Genomic DNA, 21,224 nt, shown 5'->3' with positions numbered 1-21,224 from the left:
GTATCGTTTGAGTGAAACTTATTTGACGTTGGGAGTGGGGGGAGTTTTCGCTCTCCCTCTCTCCTATTTTTTTGTGAGATGGTTTGTTAACTAACCTCTTTTTCCTCTGAGTGAAATAAATACTTTTCACCAATTGTCGTAATAGCGTTGAGAACTTCTTGAATATCCGCGATCGCAGTTCGGGGATTAAGTAAGGTAAATTTTAGGTAGATGAGTTGACCAATTTTGGTCTGTGCGATAACTGCAATCCCTTGTTGTAGTAAGCTCATACGGATATGGCTATTGATTTGATTTGCCCAAGTTGTACTATCTAGATGTGCTGGTGTATGTTGGGGTACATAGCGAAACACAACAGCGTTAATTGTGGGGTGATTTGCTAATTCCAACACAGGGTTAGCTTTGATTAAACTGGCGGTTTCCTTGGCTAGTTCAATCGTGGTATCAATCATCTGTGCAAACTGTTTTCTCCCTAGAGTGCGGAGAGAAACAAACAATTTAAGCCCATCAAATCGCTTAGTTGTCTGCACTGATTTGGTGACTAAATCGGGAATACTTGCAGTTTTGTTGGTTTCAGGGTTGAGATAGTCGGCGTGTAGTTTGATTAAATCAAAGTTTTGACGCTGTTTAACTAGGAAAGCACCACAACTGATTGGCTGGTAAAACAGTTTATGGAAATCGACTGTAATTGAGTCAGCCAAGGCAATACCATCTAGTTTATCTTGATGGCGATCGCTCATCACCAACGCGCCACCAAAAGCCGCATCCACATGTAGCCACAACCCATATTTTTCAGCACAGGCGGCTAATTCTGGTAATGGGTCAATACTACCAAAATCTGTAGTCCCGACAGTAGCAACTAGGGCAATAGGTAATAAATCTTGGTGTTGCAATTCTGCTAACTTCCGTTCCACCGCCGTAGGACATAGGCGATAATCAGCGTCAGTTTCTACCATCACCACCGCTTGCTGTCCCAAACCTAATAAGGAAGCAGCTTGGCTAATAGTAAAATGCGCCGCTTGAGAACAGAGGATACGAAAACTTTTGGCTTGTGGCGGTAATCCTTGTTGCTGCACAGACCAGTTTAACTGATGATGTGCATAAGCATCTCGCGCCAGCAGCAACCCCATAAAATTCGATTGCGTGCCACCACTGGTAAATATACCATCACCATCAGTATTATAACCGAAACTTGCACACAACCAATCTACTACCTGCTGTTCCAACACAGTTGCAGCCGGACTTTGATCCCAAGAGTCCAGAGATTGATTAGTCCCACTAATCAACACCTCAGCCGCCAAAGCTGGTAATAGTGGCGGACAATGCAGGTGTGCAATACAAGTAGGATGAGTCACCACCACAGAATGTTTGATGATATTCTCCCCCACCTCCGCCAAAACCTGATGCAAATCCACACCATCTTCAGGACACACAGAAATCTCTGCAATAGTTCTAGTTAATTGCTGCGGACTCCTACCACTGTAAGGTTTTTCTTGATTCATAAAGCAATCAATCAACAACTCCACAGAAGTTGCGATCGCCTCTCGAAACAACCCCTCATCCTCAACAAAACAAAACTTGCTTCTTTGTGAGATAACAACCATTAACCCACCTGCGATAGAACCGATAAAACCTGCTTCTCCGCCGCCTGTAACGCCGCCGCAAAAATCTCACTAATACTATCAATCTGCGTCGCAGTCACAATTAAAGGCGGTAAAAAGCGCACAACACTACCAAATCTACCCCCTAATTCCACAATCAAACCCCGCCGCAAACACTCAGCTTGGATACAACTAGCTAACTGGGGAAGTGCAGGATACTTACCACGCCGATCAGCTGGTGCTTGGGGATTAATAATTTCCACACCCACCATCAAACCGCGTCCCCGCACCTCGCCAATACAGTAAGTTTCGCACTGAATTTGGTGCAGATGCTTCAATAAGCGATCGCCCATCGTCGCCGCGTGTTCAGTCAGAGAATTTTCCAAGATATACTGTATAGTCGCCGTTCCCGCCGCCATCGCCATTTGATTACCCCGGAACGTCCCCGCATGAGCGCCTGGACTCCATTTATCGAGTTCTTTGTTATACAAAACCACCGATAAAGGTAAACTACCACCGATAGCTTTGGAAAGTAACAATACATCCGGTACAATCCCAGAATGCTCGAAGGCGTAGAGTTTACCAGTTCTGCCTAAGCCTGTTTGAATCTCATCGACAATTAAGGGAATTTGGCGATCGCGTGTTATCCGGCGTATCTCCCGCAACCAATCATCAGGTGCAGGAATTACCCCACCTTCCCCTTGCACCACCTCCAAAATCATCGCCGCCGCCTTCACAATCCCACTTTCAGGATCATCCAAAATCGACTCTATATAACGGCTACTGATAACGTGTCCAGCCTCCCCACCCAACCCAAAGGGACAACGATAATGATAGGGATAAGGCAAAAAGTGGACATCTGCCATTAACCCTGTCACCGCTTGTTTGGGATTGAGATTACCAGTTAAACTCAACGCACCGTGTGTCATCCCATGATATCCGCCATGAAAGGACAATACACTGCGCCTACCCGTAGCAGTTTTCACCAATTTTATCGCCGCTTCTACCGCATCCGCTCCCGAAGGGCCGCAAAATTGAATCCTGGCATTTTGGGCAAATTCCGCAGGTAAACTGGCAAACAGTTCTTCCACAAACTTATCTTTAACTGGGGTAGTCAAATCTAGAGTATGCAAAGGTAAACCCGTATCCAACACCTTTCGCATAGCTTCTATCACCACTGGGTGATTGTGTCCTAACGCTAAAGTGCCTGCACCCGCTAGACAATCAAAATATACATTGCCGTCTGCATCTTTGATGTAAATCTCTTGAGCCTCGCTAATTGCAATCCGAATCCGTCGCGGATAGCTTCTGGCGTTAGACTCTCGTGCTTGCTGGCGCTCTAAATAGTAACTTGATGCCGGGCCAGGTACAGAAAGCACACGATTACCAGGGGAATCAGACTCTACACTATCCTGCGATGGACATCTCTGCGACAGCACGAAAGAGTGGCCTTCAGAATGTACGCCATTGTGATTGAGTTGCATTGTAAAAATCCTTTTGGCTTTGAACCGATAAGCCGAAATAAATTATTTGAGAATTATTTGCATCTATCTTCTACTTGATGAGCATCATAAATGAAACCTAATGCAAAAGTCTACTAATAACTTGATAAAAAATTAAGAAATTTTCTATTTATCAAGTTTTCTTATCCAAAGCTTACTGCGCCATCACTCAAATCTAACTTGGGAGCGTAACGCGCTTACAAATGTATATGTGCGTTGTTAATAATAAAAATAAGCAATAATTTTTTGACAAAATATAGAACCAGACTAAAATCTTGGAATTATTTGTCTAGTAAGCTTTCTCAGCTTCCAACCTCTTTATAGGTAGCAGCTAAATCATAGCTTCTTGAAAAAATAAAGCAATAAACTACTTGTGTAACTGCCAGAATAGATATATTTTTATAGAATCCAAGACTATTGCGAATGCAAATCAATAATAATCTGCGGTGGATAGTGTCATTAACCATAATCCATACGCAACTTTTAGGTGTGAAGTGAACATGAAACTCGGCAAACTCCTCTTTCTTCTGTTACTTACCGGCTCTGTTTGGTCATTGAATAACTATCCTGTCAAAAGTCAGGAAGCATCACCAACACAACCAAATAAACGCTTACTGACACAATCACCAGCACCTAACACTGAGACATTAATTCAAGTAACTGGCGTGAGGGTGGTTCCTACAGCACAAGGTGTAGAGGTGATATTAGACACTACCGCCGCTGAAAAGTTACAGCTATCAACGCAAAATCAAGATAATACCTTCATTGCGGATATCCCCAACGCTCAACTCAATTTGTCTGGTGGAAATACATTCAGCCAAGAAAACCCAGCTACAGGTGTTAAGAGTGTCACCGTTGTCAATCAAAACGACAATACAATCCGAGTAACAGTAACGGGGGAGAAAAGTCTGCCTAAATATGAGTTATTTGATAGCGATACGAGTTTAATTTTAGGGTTCACCACAACCGAAGTAGTCGCAGAACCACCAACTCCTCAAACCCCAGCAGTAACGGAAGAACCTATCGAACTAGTGGTGACAGCAACACGTACAGAAACACCGCTACAAAACGTCCCCCGTTCCATCACCGTAATTGACCGTGAACAAATTGAACAACAAACTAGCACTTCCCGCAACCTAATAGAAATTTTAGGTAAAACCGTTCCTGGGTTAGCACCGCCAACACAAAGTTCGAGTAATTTTGGTCTAACTCTACGCGGGAGGAACCCCCAAGTATTAATAGATGGCGTTCCCCAATCAACTACACGCAACGCGTCGCGGGATTTGCGAACCATTGACTCGGCGGCAATTGAACGCATTGAAGTAGTACGCGGCCCTAGTGCGATTTATGGGGATGGTGCAACTGGGGGTGTAATTAACATCATCACACGCCGACCCACTGAAGAAAAATTGACTTCACGGACAGAAGTTGGTGTGAGTGCGGCTTTAGGTGAACTACAAGAGGAGAGTTTTAGTACTAACCTGCAACATTTCCTCTCAGCTAGACAGGGAAATGTTGACTTTACCTTTAACTTTGCCTTAGCGAAAACTGGTGGATTCTTCGATGCAGATGGCGATCGCATTCCCTCTGATCCTAATGCCCAAGGTGGCTTTTCCGATGCCTCTAGCTTCAATATATTTGGTAAATTCGGTCTTGATATAGATACAAATCAACGTCTCCAACTCACCCTAAACCACTTCGACGAAAAGCAAGATCCAGATGTAGCCAGTGATCCCACCGTCAATACTATCCCTGGTAGACAAAAAGCGCGGGCTTTGGAGGGGTTGAGTTTAGATGAAGAACCAAAAAATCAGAACACATTCATCAACTTACAATATACCCACAACAGCCTATTCAACAGTAAAGTACAAGCCCAGGTATATTACCGCGATTACCTCACACGCTTCTTTCCCTTCGATGCACGTACCTTTCCGACTTTGGGTAACGAAATTATTCAATCAAGAGTCGAATCAGAAAAGTATGGCGGACGTTTGCAGATTGAAACCCCCTTATTTAACCAAGGTGCAGCCAAACTACTATGGGGTGTAGATTACTCCAACGAAAACACATCCCAACCCGTATCTGTATTTGATCAAGCTGTGTTTGTCTCCAGTGGGGGATTAGTTTTTCGTAAAAGTGGCGATCGCTCTTGGACTCCGCCTTTAGAATTGAGGAGTTTGGGAATATTTGCTCAACTGAATTGGGAAATTAGCGATCGCTTCGTGTTAAATGGTGGTGTTCGCTACGAAAATGCTGATGTCAGCGTCGATGATTTCACCACCCTAGCCAATCCCAACGTGATTATTCCCGGTGGTGATTTGAACTTTAACGCCACCCTATTCAACGTCGGTGCAGTATACGCCATCAATCCCCAACTGAGCGTATTTGCTAACTTTGCTCAAGGCTTCTCCTTATCTGATATAGGTTTAGCACTGCGTAACGCTCGTCCAGGCTTCTCTGTAGAATCCCTCAATCCCGAACCCCAAAAAGTAGACAACTATGAAATCGGGATACGCGGACAATGGGATTCTGTGCAAGCATCCCTCTCAGCCTTTTATAACGAGTCGGATTTAGGTACAACCTTCACCGCGCCAGGAACCGTAATTCGCGCCCCAGAAAGAATCTACGGACTAGAAGCCGCCGTAGATGCACAACCCAGTCCCACATGGCAAATTGGCGGAACATTCACTTTAATTGGTGGAGAAATTGATAGTAACAACGATAGCGAGTACGAACCGTTGGATGGGTTTAGGATTCCACCATTGAAAATTACAGCTTATGTAGAAAATGAAACTTTACCCGGATGGCGAAACCGTTTACAAGCTTTATTTTCCGGTAATCGTGAAGTCTTTTCTACTAACACCACCGCCTTTGGTAGAAGACCAGTAGAGAGTTACTTCACACTAGACTACATTAGCAGCCTCAAACTAGGCTCAGGAACATTACAAGTAGGATTAGAAAACCTCTTGAATACTGAATATTTCCCCGTAGTTTCACAACTGCAAGCCAACGATAGCGCCTACGCAGCCGCTAGGGGGAGGACTTTGAGTATTAGGTATTCTATTGATTGGTGAAGCAGTTGACAGTTGACAGTTGACAGTTGACAGTTGACAGTTGGCAGCTTAAGTTCACTGTCAATTGTCCATTGTCAATTGTCTACACAGGCTTCCTAGCAATAATTGTCCGATGGCGTGGGTCGCTGGGGACTGTAATTGGGGGCATAAAACCTACTTGTTGTAGGGCGGCTTCAATATCAAAATCGTAGTAATCATCACTCCAAGGCTCAGTGCTTTTCATGAGGGTGTAGAGAACGGGGGGTAGATTTTGGATGACAGGCGATCGCGGGTTATTATCAACGATGGCGATATAACCACCAGGACGTAATAACCGCTTGGCTTCAGCAAAAATTTCCTTGCTAACGTAGCCTGGTAGTTCATGAGTAACAAATTGCAGAGTCACCAAATCAAAAGATTGAGCTGGTAAACCGGTATTTTCTGCCCTAGCATGAATCCACTCGGATATTTCACTATTAACATCTCTAGTCCTAGCCACCGCCAGCATATAAGGCGACAAATCCAAACCCACAGTACGGACTGGATATCTTTCCTGGCGTTGGTAGTAACGATGCAACGCTAGGGTAGAGATACCAACCGAACAGCCAATATCTAAAATATCCTTGGCTTGCTTAGGCCCATAAGTCGCCAAAGCATCATGAAAAGTACCACGTAACCTAGCATGGGCGGCTTCCCAAGTCATGTTTTCTTGCGGCCATACCCGCAACGCCATCGCGTAAGTAGCCGACTCAGTTTCAAAAGCCGCATCCCAGCACAAGTTACCTTCCGCGTATGCGTGGAATGGTACTTTGTAGTAGTCAGGATAGATTACATGAGGGTTAGTCACAGCCGCCAGCATTTTTTTTGCGGGTGATGCTTGGAGTGCTTCATAGTTCTTACGCCAAGGGACACCGTTTTTTTCAGCCGTGTTGATGAGAACCTTTCTGGCTTGCTGTTTCATCACCCCGTAAATGGGTTTAGTTTGAATTAACAAATTGACGAAATTGGAGAGTAGACTTTCACCAGCCCAATCTGGCTTGCTCTTGTTGTTCATCCGTTTGAAAATAATGAGGCGATAACTGCGATTATCCTTATTGTAGATTTGTTGTAGATATTGGGTAAGAAAAATTTTTGCTCACTGCTGACAGACAGAGTAATGACTAGTTGTAAGGCGATCGCGCTCACCCAACAAGAGCAGGAATATAATAATTGTAGACTGCGTTAAAAAATAAAATCTTATAATATATCTCCCTGGTATTTGGCATTCATTCTCCAGAAAACCATAAATTCTATGATATTAGCTACTACTAATACGGGTTCTATTAGCTTTGAAGCATTCATTGCTAGCTATCTGGACGATGTACGCTATGAATTAATTGATGGAGAACTAATTGACTTGGAACCTACTGGACTCCATGAACAGGTGGCTGGCCTAATTAACCGTAAGCTGAATGTAGCAATTGAGCTACTAGATTTGCCCTGGTTTATTCCCATGAAATGTCTAATTAAACCACTAGGTTTAAATTCCGCTTTTAGACCCGATGTTGTGATTCTTGATCAGACAGCTTTGGTCAATGAACCTTTATGGCAAACTGAGCCAGTAATCACATTGGGTAACTCTGTCAAGTTAGTAGTTGAAGTTGTGAGTACGAATTGGCAAAATGACTATGCTCGTAAAGTAGAAGATTACGAGGCATTGGGAATTGGAGAGTATTGGATTGCAGATTACTTAGGACTGGGGGGTAAACGTTATATTGGCTCATCTAAAGAACCTGTGATGACCATTTATCAGTTAGTCGATGGCGTTTATCAAGGAACTCAGTTTCGGGGAGAAGAACAAATTATTTCCCCAACTTTTCCCAATCTGAATCTAACTGCCGAACAAATATTTGCTGCTGGTCGATAAAGAATTATGTTGACAGTTAACAGTTAACCGTCAACTGTCAACAAACCCTTAACTCTTATTCACTTCTCGCGCCATATTCATATAATAGTCGTCAATTTTTTTGGAATTAGGACGACGACGGGAAGTAACAAAAGTTTCAGGCGTAGCATTTTTAACATTGGCAACAGGTTCTTGGAGCGAAGCTTTTTTGGTACTTTGCGCCTCATCTGTTCCCAAAAAATAATCAGGCTGAGTCAATCCAAACAACCCAGCAAAAAAGCTAAATATCTTGCCTATGAAACCAAACAAGCCTTTGAAGAAAACACCAAACAAGGCTTCCAGCCGAATGTAAAAGTTCCGAAGAATTTGAGTCAGTCGAGACATAGCAACACCCTCCATGATTGCTTATTCCTATTCTGACTCAATCATCTGATGATGTGTAAATGTGTCAAAACTTTTTAGCCAACACCTACGGTAAGTATGAACAAAGTTACTTTTGGCTCTAACTTATTGCAGAGATTGATAAATTAACCAATATTACCTTTAATAGAGTTTAATATAGGAGCATTCAACACAAGAATAGCCAATAGTCAGTTCTAATAGTTGAGTTAAATGAGTAAATTTCCCATTGACCTTGATTTAAGCCATGTAGATTTATCCTCCTTGGAAACTGAGGAAGATGTTCGCCTTGAGGCCAAAAAATTACTACCTGCGGCACTTGTCCAACTTGGTGAAGCTGTAGCACTGCAAACTTGGGAAGAACTACAAAAGAATTTTTCTGGCAAATCTTCCCCAGCTGAGAAACGAAAATTTATTCAACAAACAGGGAAGAACTACCAACGTTCTGCTAGTAACCGAGAAAAACAAGAACTCGAAGAGCATATAGTCGAACAGCTACGCCAACTGTTGTAATTCGTCTGATTTACTGAGGATAAACAAACTTTCATCACCCCCACGGCCAATTCTCAGGGTTTCGTCTAGGTAGGTAATATCAAGGATGGCCACTCTACCTTGAGGATTGTTAGCTGGTACAACCTTAAATGGATTGAGTCTGGGGGTATCAATGCCAACAATTTTTTCAATTGATAGGTAGCGTTTTTCAAAGTAGACATTGATACGTTTGTTAGGTACAGGCGATGAATCTTCTATGGCTGGTTCAAACCTAGCTGTTACTTTCACAAATCCTGATGCCAGCCCCAGAGAATGCTGGACATACGCTAAATTAAAGAATAATTTATTGCCAACATCGATAACTTGAAACACTTTACCTATCTTTAATCCTAATGGTAGGGAGTCTAAAGAACGGATTTCTCTAGCAGTGGAGTATTGTAATTGCCAAGCTCCCTCTAGTAAAGAAGTAGCATATAACAGAGGACTAGGATTAGGATTACAGCGTTCTAATTGAGTTGTTAACTGTTCAATTTCTTTGGCGATCGCTTTGTCTAGCTTCACATTGGTAACAGGAGAGCCAGGACTTTTAGATTGTATCTCCCCAATTTTTGCTTGTAATTGTTCCTTTAACAAAAGTCTATTACTCAAGGGTTTAATATACTCCTTTCTAGGGTATGGGGGTGTAGGTGTTCAAGAACCCTTACACCCACTCTTAATAGAAACCTTATGCTTAAATCCTAGTAAATGACCAATTATCCTAAGCTACAGGTGCAAACTCAGCTTTCACAGTAGCGTATGCCCAATCCAACCAAGGAAGTAAGGCTTCAATATTGGAGGTTTCTACAGTAGCGCCGCCCCAAATCCGCAGTCCAGGGGGTGCAGCACGATAGGGTGCGATATCATAGGCTACTTGCTGTTTTTCTAGAAGTTTTGCTAGTTTCTTCGCAAATTTACCTTGGTCTTCTGCACTCAGGCTAGAGAAAGCAGCATCGACAATTTTTAAGCAAATTGAAGTACAAGAGCGAGTTTCTGGTTTTTCAGCTAGGAAATCAGCCCACTTGCTTTGTTCAACCCATTTGGCGATCGCAGCTAAGTTAGCTTCACTGCGACTAATCAACCCAGGCAAACCGCCAATACCTTCAGCCCAAATCAAAGCATCTAAAGCATCTTCTACACACAACATCGATGGTGTATTGATGGTATCTGCCTTAAAAATGCCTTCAATGAGTTTACCTTTTTGGGAGAGGCGGAAAATCTTCGGTATAGGCCAAGCTGGTTGATAAGTTTCCAGTCTTTCCACCGCGCGGGGTGAGAGAACAATCACACCATGCTGGGCTTCTCCACCTAATACTTTCTGCCAGGAGTAAGTCAGCACATCGATTTTTTCCCAAGGGATATCCATTGCAAACACCGCAGATGTCGCATCGCAAATAGTTAAACCTTGGCGATCGTCTTTAATCCAGTCACCGTTGGGAACCCTGACACCCGAAGTTGTGCCATTCCATAAAAACACGACATCATGGTCAAAATTAACTTCATCTAAATTGGGTAAGCCGCCATAGGGTGCTTTCAACAGGCGGACATCGGGTAACTTTAATTCATCTACCACATCCTTAACCCATTCTTGACCGAAACTTTCCCAAGCCAAGATATCTAAAGGTCTTTGTCCTAGTAGTGACCATAAGGCCATTTCTACAGCGCCAGTATCGGAAGCCGGCACAATACCTAAACGATAATCAGCAGGTAAACCGAGAATTTTTTTAGAACGTTCAATAACGTCTGCTAATCTAGCCTTACCATCTTCAGACCTGTGGGAACGACCCACACAGGCGTTTTCCAGACTAGACGCAGACCAACCAGGGCGCTTTGCACAGGGGCCAGAGGAAAAATGCGGAATATGAGGTTTAGTTGTGGGAAGCGTAAGATGCTCTGACATTGTTGCAGGAGGAAGCTTGTTGTAAGTAGTAATGTAGATACTACATTAGTTAATAGTCACTAGTCATTAGTCATTGGTCAGTTGACAATTGACAGTTGACAGTTGACAGTGCTTGGTAGTTTTCCTCTGCTTCCTTGTCTCCCCCCAATCCTTAAGCCCTGCTAATCACTCCTTTGTCAAAAATGCGATTATTAGTGTTGATCGCATTTACTTCTATCCTATCGGGGTAAACTTCATAGGCGGCGAAGCTTAAATCACTGGTGGAATACTCTGTCCATTGCGATCGCCCTACAGGACGATTACCTGCGCCAGCACCGCAAATTAAATAGGTTGTGCCATCGATAGGGCGAGTGCGTTCGTAACTATGTTCGTGTCCATTAATATAAAGTTGGACTCCATATTTTTTAAACAGTGGTGTGAAGGTTTTAACGAAAGCTTGATTAGTTCCGTACACCCCCGATGAATAAATGGGGTGATGTCCAAATACTACTTTCCACGAAGCGTTACTACTACTTAATTCTTTTTCTAACCAAGTTAGTTGATTTTGCCAATCGGCATTATTGTTAGTATCTAAAGCGAAAAATTGTATACCTTGGCGGCGAAATGTATAGTATCGCCTACCATTCATATTAAAACCAGGATAGCGGACTTGTGGATCACCGTTATCAGTGCGGATATCATGATTACCTAAACAAGCTTGAAATTTCACCTTTTGTTTGAGCAAATCTTGATAGGGACGCTCAAACACAGCATTTATTTTCTCAATTTCGCCGTTATTATAAATATTATCACCAGCTAGAACTACCAAATCATAGGGATTTTGCTGGTAGTAATTTGTCATGGCCCTAGCTACAGCATACTGTCCTCTTGCACCTGTTCCTGTATCAGCCACCGACACAAAGCGTAAGAGTAAATCTTTTTTGGGTGGTGCTGCTACAGCAAAATCAGCACTTGAATCATTTTGGTGAGCTAACTTCCAAGTTAATAATCCTACACCAAAGGCGCTGAAGCTACTTAAAAATAAAAATTGGCGGCGTTTGAAATTCATAAATCTACCAAATTACTGAGTTTAAAACTGCTGTTAAAACCGTTTGAGTAATCTAGCCTGTTTTAACATAGCATTGGCTGTATAAGGTGGTTTGATATTGATATAGGAAGCCGATTTGATTGATGATAAGAATACAAAAAATACTTAGAATAAACCTGTCTAAGAGCAAACACTGATTAATCAGTATAGTCCAATAGTACAACCGGATTCCTTACGATGTGCCTTTTCTGGTTGATACTCTGAGAACAGTATTGTATGGGACTCTTACTCTTGCAAGTCTACTAGAGAATTGAGCGATCGCCTAAAGCCTATATATACAAATTATTTGTTATCAACCCTAGTTAATAAAGCATTTCCTTCTAATTTTGATGGCTCTCAAAAAATATTTGATATTAGTTTCTATATGTGATATTTTCTATCGTGGAGATAGACAACTACTAAAAGAGTTGAATGCTTCAAAATTTTGCTGCATATAATTCAGAATTATCAATAATATAAGGTTGGTTTGCTTAATAAATTAAACTAGCCACAAATTATCATGGTTAATTCTGAAATGGAGCAAAGAAAACGATTAGAAAAAATCAAAACTCAACCTAGTTCCCCAATAGTCCGCTAATTGCAAAACATTAATTTCTCAACTGTGTTTTGCTCAAAATCTAGTAGGTAATTACAGCATATGAGTTCAGAATCATCTACCAGCCAACCTATTTGGATACAAGATAGAGATACTGTCATTGCTCACGACTCCAACGTGGAATGGCGATATCAAGAACCACCAGATTATTCGCGCACAAATCAATATCTTAAGCAACAAAGTAAGTCTAATCACATCGAAGGTTCTTTAGAAGCTATAGTGCAGAACTTAGTCAGAGCCTTTGAAATGGAAGCTTCTTTCAAAACCAATCCTCAGCAGTGGGTATCTATAGTAGCAGATAAATTTCGCATGACTACTAATGGTGGTTCTGCTTATACTGCTCAGGATGTAGCGGATGCAGGAACTTACAATTTATTTCTAGGTGACTCAGAACAATATAAAGCTTCAGAGGAAGATTTTGAGTCATCAGCACATCTGTTTCATAATGCTTTTCCTAACGGCTTCTTATGGGAACTCATAGAAGTATTAGCAGGGCCGCCAAACGTCACATTTAAGTGGCGGCATTGGGGAACTTTTAGCGGTTCCTACAAAGAACACGCACCCACAGGAGAGACTGTAGAAATTGTAGGTATGAGTGTTGCCCGTGTTAATGATGATTTAAAAATCTTGTCATTAGAACACTTTTTTGATAGTGGTTCTTTTTTGAACAAATTAGCTACAGGTTGTCCTTTTCACGGACAGAATAATTCGTAATTCGTAATTCGTAATTAAAAGTTAGGTGATTATTCTATTGGTTGAGAAAATCGCCTAACTTTTACGTATTTTCGTGTTGACTATTAACCGTCAACAAAGATGATTACAATTAAATAATGACTCACAACCCTTTTGCACCACTGGTAGGACAACAGCAAGCGGTAGAATTACTAACTCAAGCTGTTAAACAAAACCGAGTCGCCCCAGCTTATTTATTTGCGGGGGCGGATGGTGTAGGACGGAGTTTAGCGGCGCGGTGTTTTGTGGAGTTGCTATTTTCTAGCTTTGTAGAAATGCAGCAACTTCCATCTTTGCAGCAGCGTTTGCGTCAAGGTAATCATCCTGATTTGTTGTGGGTACAGCCTACTTACCAATATCAAGGGCAAAGACTCACAGCCGCCCAAGCTGCCGAAAAAAATGTTAAGCGCAAAGCACCGCCTCTAATTCGCTTAGAACAAATTCGAGAAATCTCAGAATTTCTCGGTCGTCCGCCTTTGGAAGCACCAAGAAATGTGGTAGTGCTGGAGGAAGCGCAAACAATGGCGGAACCAGCCGCCAATGCTTTGTTAAAAACTTTAGAAGAACCAGGGAAAGCTACGATAATTTTGATTGTGCCTTCCCCTGAGTCTGTATTGCCGACTTTGGTGTCCCGTTGTCAGCGTATACCTTTTCATCGCTTAGATACAACGTCTTTAACTCAGGTATTAACACAAACAGGGCATCAGGAAATTTTACAACATCCGGCAGTGTTGAGTTTAGCATCTGGCAGTCCGGGGAGTGCGATCGCCTCTTACGCACAATTACAAGCCATCCCCCCAGAGTTACTACAAGACTTAACCACAGCACCTAAATCTCAACGTCATGCTTTGGAATTAGCCAAGCAAATCGACAAAGATTTAGATACGGAAGCGCAATTATGGTTAGTTGATTATTTACAGCAATCCTACTGGAAAAAGCAGTATCAACCAAGAGTAGTTAGTCAGTTAGAAAAAGCCCGTAAATATTTGCTTGTCTACGCCCAACCGCGCCTTGTTTGGGAATGTACCTTATTATCTGTACATCAACAGTTCAATCCAAACAATTAAAGGCGTAGCTGTAGATGTTGTTGAGGGATTAGCATCTTGCCGTTCCTCATATTTCCCCACCCCACAAGAATCAGCCCTTGATTTATTGCTGCTCGATTAATCAACAATTTTGGCGCGATCGCCTCAGAATCAACTTATGATAAACAGTTGGTCATTGACTCAAGCTGGTGGGAATCAAGTCCTCAAACAACTTTTTTAAGGAATTACTAACGGAACTCTGTCCCCCTCCGATGCTACAGTTAAAGATGACATTGCATAAACTTATGTCTTCTACGACCTTATCTGAAATATAGCTTCAATCACTAGGCGCAGCATGGTCACCACCGCAGAAAAAACAAACATCGGTTACATTACCCAAATCATCGGCCCGGTTGTAGACGTTAAATTCCCCGGCGGTAAGTTACCGCAAATCTACAACGCTCTGACCATCAAAGGTACTAACGAAGCAGGACAAGACATCAACCTGACTGTCGAAGTACAGCAACTTTTGGGCGACAACCAAATCCGCGCCGTAGCTATGAGTTCCACCGATGGCTTAGTCCGTGGTTTGGAAGTTGTTGATACAGGCGCTCCTATCAGCGTACCAGTTGGTAAAGCAACTCTCGGTCGGATTTTCAACGTTCTTGGCGAACCTGTAGACAACAGAGGGCCAGTTAATAACGAAGAAACTCTACCCATCCACCGTTCAGCCCCTAAACTCACAGACTTAGAAACCAAGCCTTCTGTGTTCGAGACAGGGATTAAGGTTGTTGACCTCTTAACCCCCTACAGACGCGGCGGTAAAATTGGTCTGTTCGGCGGTGCAGGCGTAGGCAAGACCGTAATCATGATGGAGTTGATCAACAACATCGCTACCCAACACGGTGGCGTGTCTGTGTTCGCTGGTGTGGGAGAGCGTACCCGTGAAGGGAATGACCTCTACAACGAAATGATTGAATCTGGGGTAATCAACAACGAGAACCTCAATGAATCGAAGATTGCGCTAGTGTACGGTCAGATGAACGAACCACCCGGAGCAAGAATGCGGGTAGGTTTGTCTGGTTTGACAATGGCTGAATACTTCCGCGATGTCAACAAGCAAGACGTACTGTTATTTATTGACAACATCTTCCGCTTCGTACAAGCAGGTTCTGAAGTATCCGCGCTGTTGGGTCGGATGCCTTCTGCGGTAGGATATCAGCCTACATTGGGTACTGACGTAGGTGAACTGCAAGAACGCATTACCTCCACAACCGAAGGTTCTATTACCTCAATTCAAGCAGTATACGTACCTGCGGACGACTTAACAGACCCCGCACCTGCTACCACCTTTGCTCACTTAGATGGTACAACAGTACTATCTCGCGGTTTGGCATCTAAAGGTATTTATCCTGCGGTAGATCCTCTGGGTTCCACTTCTACAATGTTGCAGCCCAACATCGTTGGTGACGAACACTACAATACTGCTCGTGCTGTCCAATCAACCTTGCAACGCTACAAAGAATTACAAGACATCATCGCTATCTTGGGTTTAGACGAATTGTCTGAAGAAGACCGTCTAACAGTAGCACGCGCCCGTAAGATTGAGCGTTTCTTGTCTCAACCCTTCTTCGTAGCTGAAGTATTCACAGGTTCTCCTGGTAAGTACGTGAAGTTAGAAGACACCATCAAAGGGTTCCAGAAGATTCTCTCTGGTGAATTAGATGATCTGCCAGAGCAAGCCTTCTACTTGGTAGGCGACATCAACGAAGCGATCGCTAAAGCTGAAAAAATCAAAGGCTAAATTAGTCAATAGTCATTAGTCAATAGTCATTAGTGAGTCCAGCCCTGTAGGCGGGTTTCCCGCCGCAGGGGACTGGCGTACCCGGAGAGTCCAAAGCTACATGACTGTTGACTGTTGACTATGGACTATGGACTATGGACTGTTGACTCTTGACAATTTACAACTTATGACCCTAACTGTCCGTGTAATTTCCCCAGATAAAACAGTGTGGGATGCGGAAGCTGATGAAGTGGTTTTACCCAGCACTACCGGTCAGCTAGGTATCCTGAGTGGACACGCTCCACTGTTAACTGCGCTGGATACAGGTGTACTACGAGTACGCGCCAGCAAAAGCCAAAACTGGCAAGCGATCGCCCTATTGGGTGGTTTTGCCGAAGTTGAGGAAAATGAAGTCACTATCCTCGTAAATGGTGCAGAACGCGGCGACGCGATCAACCTAGAAGAAGCACGTACTGCATACAGCCAAGCGCAAACAAAGCTGAATCAAGTACCACAAGGCGATCGCCAAGCCCAAATCCAAGCCAATCAAGCCTTTAAACGCGCTCGCGCTCGTTTTCAAGCTGCTGGCGGTATGGTATAGAATCAATTCAAAATTCGTCTTGGAAAGTTTGCTCAACGGGGGGAACCCCCCTCCGGGTTCACCAGTCCCCTACGGCGGGAAACCCGCCTACAGGGCTGGATTCACCGCACCGCAACTTTCCGCAAAATTCAAAATTCAAAATTAACCAAGCTATATGTTGTAAGGTTTTCAATTTTGAACTTCTTATTTTTAACGAATTTTGAAGAATTGACAGAAAATCATACATACTAAGTTTTGCAAGGTGGGCAATTTAATTTTGCTCACCTTTCATATTACTTAAATATTAATTCTTCCTTGCCAAAGTTAAGCCATCACCAATAGGAACGAGGCTTAAACCGATGCGCTGGTCTTGTAGTAACTTTTCGTTGAAGGCGCGGATTTTCTTTGTCCGATTATCTTGTACTTGGGGGTCGGCGACTCTACCAGACCAAAGAACATTATCAATGGCAATAAGACCGCCTGGACGGATTAATTGCAGCGATCGCTCATAATAATTATCGTAGTTGCTCTTATCCGCATCAATAAAGGCAAAGTCAAAGGTTTCCGCTTCCCCGACTGCGAGTAATTTGTCTAAAGTTTCCAAAGCTGGGGCGAGATGTAATTCAATTTTGTGGGCTACTTTGGCTTGTTGCCAATAATGTTGGGCAATGCTGGTAAACTCTGCACTAATATCACAAGCTACCACCTTCCCCTCAGCAGGTAAAGCTAGGGCAACTATCAACGCACTGTAGCCTGTAAATACTCCCACTTCTAAGGTTTTCTTTGCCCCAATTAACTGCACCAACAACGCCATAAATTGTCCTTGTTCTGGCGCTATCTGCATTCTTCCTACAGGGTGCTGGGCTGTTTGGTGGCGTAATTGAGTTAATATCTCTGGTTCCCGTAAAGAAATGGATAGTAAATAGTCATATAAGTTTTCTGGGATGCCCAGAGTGCGAGTTGTCATAATATTTCTAATTTTTTCACCCTGTGGATTGATAATAACTTAGTTTGGTTTCCCCCTAAAGACCGATAAATATTAATTACATAATAGTTAATTTTAAGGCAGATGAATAGGAGCAATCCTACATCAAAAGAGAGTTGTGTACTTGTTTTCCGTAGTCGAATTAATCCTTGTGTGTTGGGTGTGAGGAGCAATATTGTTAGTTACATAAAATAGCCAGCAGTGAATATGTTTGGCTAATATCCGGGGTGAAAATGCGTAAACTTGCTATTTGCAAGTGAGAGCAAAAGCACAATTAGACCTTGGGTTGGTTGTCGATCCAAGGTCTAATTGTGGGGATTAAAAAAGTCAATTAATTTTTTAATCTCTAATAATAAATTGCTAAAATATTACCGAGAAAAAGATATGCCAGAGAATCAAACATTACAACCACCACAGAAACAACAGCCACCTGGTACAGAATCGAAAATGCAGCCAAAACCCAAAGCTGATGATGAGAAATATCAGGGTAGCGGTAAATTAAAAGATAAAGTTGCTTTAATTACTGGTGGTGATAGTGGAATTGGTCGTGCTGTGGCGATCGCATTTGCCAAAGAAGGTGCAGATGTAGCGTTTGTTTATCTCAGCGAACACGGCGATGCAGAAGAAACTAAACATTCAGTAGAAGAATATGGACGGCGTGCTGTAGCGATCGCTGGAGACATCACAGATGAAGCTTTTTGTCAGCGTGCTATCCAACAAACTGTCAATGAGTTTGGGAAATTGGATATTCTCATCAATAATGCGGCTGAACAACATCCCCAAGAAAGTATCGAAGATATTACGGCTGAACAGTTAGAACGGACATTCCGCACTAACATTTTTTCGATGTTTTATTTAACCAAAGCTGCACTCAAACACTTAAAACAAGGTAGTGCAATTATAAATACTACATCAGTTACAGCCTATAAAGGCAGTCCTCAATTGCTCGATTACTCTGCAACAAAAGGGGCAATTGTTGCTTTCACCCGTTCCTTATCACAAAATTTAGTTAGCAAGGGCATTAGAGTTAATGCTGTTGCACCCGGTCCTATTTGGACACCTTTAATTCCCTCTACATTCCCTGAAGAAAAAGTAGAAAGCTTTGGTAAACAAGTACCAATGCAACGAGCAGGACAACCAGAAGAAGTAGCGCCAAGCTATGTATTTTTAGCTTCTGATGACTCCTCTTATATGTCTGGTCAAGTTTTACATCCTAACGGTGGTGAAGTCGTTAACGCTTAAAAATGAAGGGGAAGGGAAAGTTGTTAAAATTTGCTGATTTTTCAGTAAAAAACCTCTTTCCCTCTCCTAACTCCCCTTTTTTGTCTGCCAACAGAGAGATGATCTAATACTGAACAATTGCTATATATAATAAAGAACATTTAAGAAAAAAAACGGCTTATGGCATCCCTAAAACCATTACATGGCACAGAATTAGTAGATTGTGCGAGGGCAAATGCCAAACAGGGAATAGAAACTGCGGCTTATCAATGTGGCTATGGCGATGACTTAAATAAATTCGCACGAGAACTAAGAAAAGCGTGTGAGGAAATGAATTTACAAGTTAAAGAATTGAACGAATTAATCACCGACCAAGACATGATACTGGAATTGGGAACTGGTGAAATTGTTGCTCCTGATACGGCTACAGAATTGTAAATGTCATTGGTTATTAGTCATTAGTCAACAGTCAACAGTCAACATTTTACAACCTTAAAATTACCCGTGCCAAGTTGAAGTAAATTAAAACTCCAAGTACGTCAACGGTTGTAGTGATAAATGGTGCTGACATTAAGGCAGGAGCAAAAAGCGAAATAGCTATTAAACTCGCACCAACAGCGATCGCTACTTCAAATCGACCTGGAGAAAATAAGCCCAGATAGTAGCGGTAGTCCCTAAAATTCCCCCTAACAACGCACCTGCGATCGCTTTCCTACCGACGACTTGCAAAGGGCCGAGCGATCGTATTTCTTCTATATTCATCCCGCAAATCACTACCTTAGAAAACTACGCCCCCAAAGGTCTGAGTTTTTCCACCAAGCTCAATAGATTTTCAACCATAACTATAAATCTGTCTGTAATCTCGCTTTTCTTAACAGAGATTGCAGAATTGTTTCTTGTCCAGAAATAATCTCAACTTTTCCTTCCATTCCTGATTGGATAAAGCACTGATTTAATCCTTGCTTTAAAGCCATACTTTCTGGTGCAATTGTGACTTCATAAACAGTGCGATCGCTTTTGTTTGCTGTTGTTGGAGAAGTTTCATTGTAGCTTTCAACAGATGCAGAGTCAGGAGAAATTTGCTTAACTTGGCTTTTGAGTGTACCATAATCTGGATAAGGACAGGCCGAAACTTTCAACAGTGCTTTTTGCCCGCTTTTCACCTTATTAACATCCTGAGCCGTGACTAAAGCTTTAATAATTAATGGGGTCTTGCTAGGAGAAATCTGAGCGATTTCTGTGTTGTTTGCGACTGTTTGACCTGGATTGCGAAGATTGATTTTTAAAATAATGCCATCGATAGGGGCTTTAATGAAAGTATGTTGTAAGTCAAAAGCCACTTTTTGTAGTTCTTGAAGATCACTTTTTGTCTGTTTTTGTAAGTTAATTTGCTGTTCAATCAGTGCATCTCGCTCTTTTGTCAGATTTGCTAAGAGTGAACTAATAGTCGCTTTCTCTTGGAAAACTTTTTCATTGGCGACTGTGACTTCTGCGGGGTCGGGTTTCAGGAAGGCTTGCACTCTCTGCAAGTTAGCAATGGCGGCTGCTAAGTCTTGTTTATGCTGTTCAATTAGTTTTTGATGAGCCTGAGTAGTAGCTTTTTGAGCTTCTAGCGCTTCTGTTTGCTGATTAACCGCGAGTTGAGCTTCTTCTAATTGATCTAGAGGTAAAGCACCTTGTTCAGCTACGATTTTATAGCGATCACGCTTAACTACTGCTGAGTTAAACGAAGCTTGTAGCGCTCGTGAATTAGCCTCGATTGCTTTTAACTCCGCTTGGGTCTGTTGCAACTTTTCTCTGGCACTTCTAACCTTAGCTTGTGCTTCTTCTACATCCGCTTGGCTGGTAATTTGTTTATCTCGATATTCTCGTCGAGAACGATTCAGTTCAGCTTTAGCAGAAACAATAGCGCGATCGCTTCTTTCTGTTTCTGCTAAAATCCGAGCATCTTGAGCGCGAATTTGCGCGTTAATTTGCGACAATTGCAATTTAGATTGTTGCAGGCGAGTTTCTAACTGGCTTTTTTGAATTTGTAAGCGAGTATCATCCAAAGATACAAGAATGTCTCCTGCTTTTACTTCTTGATTTGGTTTCACAAAAATTTCTTTGATCTGTCCTTCAATTCCTGGCTGAACAACTCGCAATTCTCCATCAGGACGAATAGTAGCTGGGGCTTGAACGCTAACATTATATTTGAAGACTGAGGATACAATAATTGTCGCTGCCACTGTTCCCACAATCAACAATCCGCCCCAGTTCATCCAACGATTGAGCGATGGTAATAATTCTTGTTCTTCGCCTAAAAATAAAAAATCTTCTTGAGAAGTGTTCAAAATATAAAACTCCTTATA

18 protein-coding genes and 1 pseudogene are annotated in these 21,224 nt (G+C 42.4%); 9 read left to right on the top strand and 10 right to left on the bottom strand.

The features are described 5' to 3' along the window. Nucleotides 1-86: 86 nt before the first annotated feature. Together NSMS1_RS25370 and NSMS1_RS25365 are read right to left on the bottom strand one after the other, a co-directional pair. Nucleotides 87-1,601 carry a pyridoxal phosphate-dependent decarboxylase family protein gene (locus tag NSMS1_RS25370; RefSeq protein ID WP_224087443.1) on the bottom strand — a complete coding sequence of 505 codons (1,515 nt, stop codon included), beginning with the start codon at nt 1,599-1,601 and terminating at the stop codon, nt 87-89. Continuing rightward, nucleotides 1,601-3,082 (bottom strand): aspartate aminotransferase family protein, encoded by a 1,482-nt coding sequence (locus tag NSMS1_RS25365; RefSeq protein ID WP_224087442.1) that lies wholly within the window; start codon nt 3,080-3,082, stop codon nt 1,601-1,603. The genes NSMS1_RS25370 and NSMS1_RS25365 overlap by 1 nt, the downstream gene beginning before the upstream one ends. A gap of 518 nt (nt 3,083-3,600) precedes the next feature. On the opposite strand from NSMS1_RS25365, the gene NSMS1_RS25360 reads away from it, so the two are divergent. Then, entirely contained in the window at nt 3,601-6,174 is a 2,574-nt protein-coding gene (locus NSMS1_RS25360) for a TonB-dependent receptor domain-containing protein (RefSeq protein WP_224087441.1), read from the top strand. A gap of 82 nt (nt 6,175-6,256) precedes the next feature. On the opposite strand, the gene NSMS1_RS25355 is transcribed toward NSMS1_RS25360, so the two are convergent. After that, on the bottom strand, nt 6,257-7,207 hold the full coding sequence (locus NSMS1_RS25355) for a class I SAM-dependent methyltransferase (RefSeq protein ID WP_224087440.1): 951 nt from the start codon (nt 7,205-7,207) through the stop codon (nt 6,257-6,259). A 237-nt stretch (nt 7,208-7,444) separates the two neighbouring features. Here NSMS1_RS25355 and NSMS1_RS25350 point away from each other — a divergent pair, with 237 nt between their 5' ends. Then, nucleotides 7,445-8,059 carry a Uma2 family endonuclease gene (locus NSMS1_RS25350; RefSeq protein WP_224087439.1) on the top strand — a complete coding sequence of 205 codons (615 nt, stop codon included), beginning with the start codon at nt 7,445-7,447 and terminating at the stop codon, nt 8,057-8,059. 48 nt (nt 8,060-8,107) lie between these two features. On the opposite strand, the gene NSMS1_RS25345 is transcribed toward NSMS1_RS25350, so the two are convergent. Continuing rightward, entirely contained in the window at nt 8,108-8,422 is a 315-nt protein-coding gene (locus tag NSMS1_RS25345) for a threonine dehydratase (protein WP_224087438.1), read from the bottom strand. Between the two features lie 228 nt (nt 8,423-8,650). Between NSMS1_RS25345 and NSMS1_RS25340 the strand changes: the two genes are divergently transcribed. After that, complete coding sequence (locus tag NSMS1_RS25340) at nt 8,651-8,950, top strand: hypothetical protein (RefSeq protein ID WP_224087437.1); 300 nt, start codon at nt 8,651-8,653, stop codon at nt 8,948-8,950. Here the strand turns inward: NSMS1_RS25340 and NSMS1_RS25335 are convergent. The 3 genes from NSMS1_RS25335 to NSMS1_RS25325 all read right to left on the bottom strand — a co-directional run bounded on the left by NSMS1_RS25335 (nt 8,933) and on the right by NSMS1_RS25325 (nt 11,913). Further along, nucleotides 8,933-9,577 (bottom strand): PAP/fibrillin family protein, encoded by a 645-nt coding sequence (locus NSMS1_RS25335; RefSeq protein WP_224087436.1) that lies wholly within the window; start codon nt 9,575-9,577, stop codon nt 8,933-8,935. The two genes, NSMS1_RS25340 and NSMS1_RS25335, sit on opposite strands and share 18 nt — an antisense overlap. A gap of 109 nt (nt 9,578-9,686) precedes the next feature. Next, nucleotides 9,687-10,865 (bottom strand): phosphoserine transaminase, encoded by a 1,179-nt coding sequence (locus NSMS1_RS25330; RefSeq protein ID WP_224087435.1) that lies wholly within the window; start codon nt 10,863-10,865, stop codon nt 9,687-9,689. 151 nt (nt 10,866-11,016) lie between these two features. Next, on the bottom strand, nt 11,017-11,913 hold the full coding sequence (locus NSMS1_RS25325) for a metallophosphoesterase family protein (RefSeq protein ID WP_224087434.1): 897 nt from the start codon (nt 11,911-11,913) through the stop codon (nt 11,017-11,019). Between the two features lie 676 nt (nt 11,914-12,589). Here NSMS1_RS25325 and NSMS1_RS25320 point away from each other — a divergent pair. From NSMS1_RS25320 to atpC, 4 genes are all read left to right on the top strand, one after another. Further along, complete coding sequence (locus tag NSMS1_RS25320; protein WP_224087433.1) at nt 12,590-13,261, top strand: SnoaL-like polyketide cyclase; 672 nt, start codon at nt 12,590-12,592, stop codon at nt 13,259-13,261. A gap of 116 nt (nt 13,262-13,377) precedes the next feature. After that, complete coding sequence (gene holB, locus NSMS1_RS25315) at nt 13,378-14,346, top strand: DNA polymerase III subunit delta' (protein ID WP_224087432.1); 969 nt, start codon at nt 13,378-13,380, stop codon at nt 14,344-14,346. 313 nt (nt 14,347-14,659) lie between these two features. Continuing rightward, the gene (gene atpD, locus NSMS1_RS25310; protein ID WP_224087431.1) at nt 14,660-16,108 is read left to right on the top strand and encodes a F0F1 ATP synthase subunit beta; all 1,449 of its coding nucleotides are present in this window, start codon (nt 14,660-14,662) and stop codon (nt 16,106-16,108) included. Between the two features lie 166 nt (nt 16,109-16,274). Then, on the top strand, nt 16,275-16,688 hold the full coding sequence (gene atpC / locus NSMS1_RS25305; protein WP_224095351.1) for an ATP synthase F1 subunit epsilon: 414 nt from the start codon (nt 16,275-16,277) through the stop codon (nt 16,686-16,688). A 283-nt stretch (nt 16,689-16,971) separates the two neighbouring features. Here the strand turns inward: atpC and NSMS1_RS25300 are convergent, their stop codons facing one another. After that, nucleotides 16,972-17,634 (bottom strand): class I SAM-dependent methyltransferase, encoded by a 663-nt coding sequence (locus tag NSMS1_RS25300; RefSeq protein ID WP_224087430.1) that lies wholly within the window; start codon nt 17,632-17,634, stop codon nt 16,972-16,974. Between the two features lie 402 nt (nt 17,635-18,036). On the opposite strand from NSMS1_RS25300, the gene NSMS1_RS25295 reads away from it, so the two are divergent. Both NSMS1_RS25295 and NSMS1_RS25290 read left to right on the top strand, forming a co-directional pair. Further along, nucleotides 18,037-18,894: an SDR family oxidoreductase gene (locus tag NSMS1_RS25295; protein ID WP_224087429.1), complete on the top strand. Its 858-nt coding sequence runs from the start codon at nt 18,037-18,039 to the stop codon at nt 18,892-18,894. Nucleotides 18,895-19,053: 159 nt separating this feature from the next. Then, entirely contained in the window at nt 19,054-19,311 is a 258-nt protein-coding gene (locus tag NSMS1_RS25290; protein ID WP_224087428.1) for a hypothetical protein, read from the top strand. A gap of 46 nt (nt 19,312-19,357) precedes the next feature. Here the strand turns inward: NSMS1_RS25290 and NSMS1_RS25285 are convergent. Next, nucleotides 19,358-19,656, bottom strand: a pseudogene (locus tag NSMS1_RS25285) (magnesium transporter); the annotation flags it as partial. 59 nt (nt 19,657-19,715) lie between these two features. After that, the gene (locus tag NSMS1_RS25280; protein ID WP_224087427.1) at nt 19,716-21,206 is read right to left on the bottom strand and encodes an HlyD family secretion protein; all 1,491 of its coding nucleotides are present in this window, start codon (nt 21,204-21,206) and stop codon (nt 19,716-19,718) included. Between the last annotated feature and the right edge of the window lie 18 nt (nt 21,207-21,224).

It is taken from the genome of Nostoc sp. MS1, from assembly GCF_019976755.1.
Taxonomy (GTDB): Bacteria; Cyanobacteriota; Cyanobacteriia; order Cyanobacteriales; family Nostocaceae; genus Trichormus.
The sequence above is the reverse complement of the archived record's forward strand: the minus strand, read 5'-3'. Positions and strand labels throughout refer to the sequence as shown.

Coding starts and splice junctions, on each gene's coding strand:
- NSMS1_RS25365 (WP_224087442.1), bottom strand. CDS start 3,082: ATGCAACTCAATCACAATGGCGTACATTCTGAAGGCCACTCTTTCGTG.
- NSMS1_RS25370 (WP_224087443.1), bottom strand. CDS start 1,601: ATGGTTGTTATCTCACAAAGAAGCAAGTTTTGTTTTGTTGAGGATGAG.
- NSMS1_RS25340 (WP_224087437.1), top strand. CDS start 8,651: ATGAGTAAATTTCCCATTGACCTTGATTTAAGCCATGTAGATTTATCC.
- NSMS1_RS25290 (WP_224087428.1), top strand. CDS start 19,054: ATGGCATCCCTAAAACCATTACATGGCACAGAATTAGTAGATTGTGCG.
- holB (WP_224087432.1), top strand. CDS start 13,378: ATGACTCACAACCCTTTTGCACCACTGGTAGGACAACAGCAAGCGGTA.
- NSMS1_RS25360 (WP_224087441.1), top strand. CDS start 3,601: ATGAAACTCGGCAAACTCCTCTTTCTTCTGTTACTTACCGGCTCTGTT.
- NSMS1_RS25295 (WP_224087429.1), top strand. CDS start 18,037: ATGCCAGAGAATCAAACATTACAACCACCACAGAAACAACAGCCACCT.
- NSMS1_RS25325 (WP_224087434.1), bottom strand. CDS start 11,913: ATGAATTTCAAACGCCGCCAATTTTTATTTTTAAGTAGCTTCAGCGCC.
- NSMS1_RS25350 (WP_224087439.1), top strand. CDS start 7,445: ATGATATTAGCTACTACTAATACGGGTTCTATTAGCTTTGAAGCATTC.
- NSMS1_RS25330 (WP_224087435.1), bottom strand. CDS start 10,865: ATGTCAGAGCATCTTACGCTTCCCACAACTAAACCTCATATTCCGCAT.
- NSMS1_RS25345 (WP_224087438.1), bottom strand. CDS start 8,422: ATGTCTCGACTGACTCAAATTCTTCGGAACTTTTACATTCGGCTGGAA.
- NSMS1_RS25355 (WP_224087440.1), bottom strand. CDS start 7,207: ATGAACAACAAGAGCAAGCCAGATTGGGCTGGTGAAAGTCTACTCTCC.
- NSMS1_RS25300 (WP_224087430.1), bottom strand. CDS start 17,634: ATGACAACTCGCACTCTGGGCATCCCAGAAAACTTATATGACTATTTA.
- NSMS1_RS25320 (WP_224087433.1), top strand. CDS start 12,590: ATGAGTTCAGAATCATCTACCAGCCAACCTATTTGGATACAAGATAGA.
- atpD (WP_224087431.1), top strand. CDS start 14,660: ATGGTCACCACCGCAGAAAAAACAAACATCGGTTACATTACCCAAATC.
- atpC (WP_224095351.1), top strand. CDS start 16,275: ATGACCCTAACTGTCCGTGTAATTTCCCCAGATAAAACAGTGTGGGAT.